Here is a 1873-nt window from a genome sequence, read left to right on the forward strand (position 1 = left end):
GGAGGAACCGGATTACCGGAGGAACCGGATTACCGGAGGAACCGGATATCATCCAATAATTTTGGGCGGCAGCGAGCAACGCCTGTCAACACTTAATCATCACCCGAGAGCAAAAAAGCATGAAAACAACCATGCACCTGCTCCAGTATAATCAGCATCAAAATATTTCGACCGCCCCGTCATATCACACTTAGGTACCTACTTATCATCAGCAAACCAAAACCTTAATATTCATCCTCGAAAGGATACTGCCATACTGTTGTTCTAACCACTGACGACGCCACGCGGTTTTTTGCATCACAGCAACCGAACCTTTCTCAATCACAAATTCCGCCTCTTCAAACCAGCTCCGATAGGTCGCGGCCCCAACCGCTTCGAACACGCGGCGCCGCACTGGATCATCCGGCGGTGCGATGGTTTCGATGGGCTTCACGCCCAAGGGCAGGGCGATCTCGCCCCCCGGATAAGCTTGGCCTGACCGCTCGGCCAGCAGCCGGGCAACCGACCGTTCGGGTGCGCAATCGCCAACCCCTTTGCGCAAGATTCCCGCCAGATAGGCGAGGGGGCCGCGCTTAAAATAACCCATTGGCCGCAGCAGCACCTCGGCAACCGCAAGCAACGCGCGGTGCGCATGGGTTGAGGCTGCGCGTTCCCAAAACTGCCGCTGCACGCCCTTCAGCCGCTCCCGCCGCAGCCGATCCAACGCAAGCCATGGGTTCCCATCCTTCGCGTCGGGATCGAGCGCCGCCACGGCCTTGTTGGCCAGCGCTTCCCAATCTGCAGGAGCATCCGTCACCGGCAGCGCTGCATCTGGCGATTCAGCCGGGTCATGGATCACTACCGGTATCGACGCACGGCCAACGCCAATCGAAGCGCTCGGTTCGCCAACGACCTCGGGCAAAACCCGCCGCTGCTCCCCACCGGGAGCATGGCCTACCTTTGGATGCCTGTAGTTTGTAGATTTTTGATTATTAGAATCTCTATCTCTGTGTCGCGCGTCATTCGAGTCGCCCCCCTGGCGCGCGGAAGCACTCTTCGGTCGCTGGAACCACTCCTCGAAGGCATCGCCTAACCAAAAGACATTCGGCTCGTTAAAGTCGCGGCGGATCTTCGTCTGGTCGGTCACTACAAGCCCCGCCACTTCCAACAGCCTCAGGGCACGCTGGACGCTGCGCCGGGCCATGCCCGTCGCCTCAGCCAAAGCGGCAATCGTCATCTTCACCTGGCGCAGCGGATAGGCGGCACGCGCTAGGATGACCGCCACGGCACAGGCGGCCGGTCGGAACTCCACCAACACCTTAAGCGGGCCCGGTAGGGCCTCCGCCAAGATACGGGTATTGAGCGACGGCGCGCGAACCCCAAAGGCAGCCCGCTTGGCAAACAGCCGCAGCGCCTCCGCGCTTAAAGCGTCGCCAACTGCATCCGACTGCGCCCGATGGCTTTCCCACCGGGCAAGGGCGGCATCAGACCGGCTTTCAAGGTCGGGTTCATAGCCAGCGGCCTGAAGCTGCTGGTCAAGGCTATCACGCCAGCTTGCGCTAGACATGAGACAAGCGGTCCACGGCCGCTCCCTCGCCCAGCGCAGGCATGCAAAAAGCCTGACGCCGACCGAGATCGATCGCGTTGAACATAGGGATTTCTCCGATCAGAATGGTGCGCTGATCGACAGTCCCGATTTCAGACAAAGAGAGAGCGTTAGCGGAANCAAGGTCGGGTTCATAGCCAGCGGCCTGAAGCTGCTGGTCAAGGCTATCACGCCAGCTTGCGCTAGACATGAGACAAGCGGTCCACGGCCGCTCCCTCGCCCAGCGCAGGCATGCAAAAAGCCTGACGCCGACCGAGATCGATCGCGTTGAACATAGGGATTTCTCCG

General features: G+C 60.0%; 1 protein-coding gene. It reads right to left on the reverse strand.

Features of this window, described 5'->3' with window-relative positions; all coding sequences use genetic code 11:
* Window positions 1-208 precede the first annotated feature (208 nt).
* Complete coding sequence (locus tag CHR90_RS00405; protein ID WP_094406596.1) at window positions 209-1546, reverse strand: hypothetical protein; 1338 nt, start codon at window positions 1544-1546, stop codon at window positions 209-211.
* Window positions 1547-1873: the final 327 nt, after the last annotated feature.

Source organism: Elstera cyanobacteriorum (assembly GCF_002251735.1).
Lineage (GTDB): Bacteria > Pseudomonadota > Alphaproteobacteria > Elsterales > Elsteraceae > Elstera > Elstera cyanobacteriorum.

Bases quoted from the DNA above. Each gene is read 5' to 3' on its own strand.
- CHR90_RS00405 (WP_094406596.1), bottom strand. From the start codon at position 1,546: ATGTCTAGCGCAAGCTGGCGTGATAGCCTTGACCAGCAGCTTCAGGCC.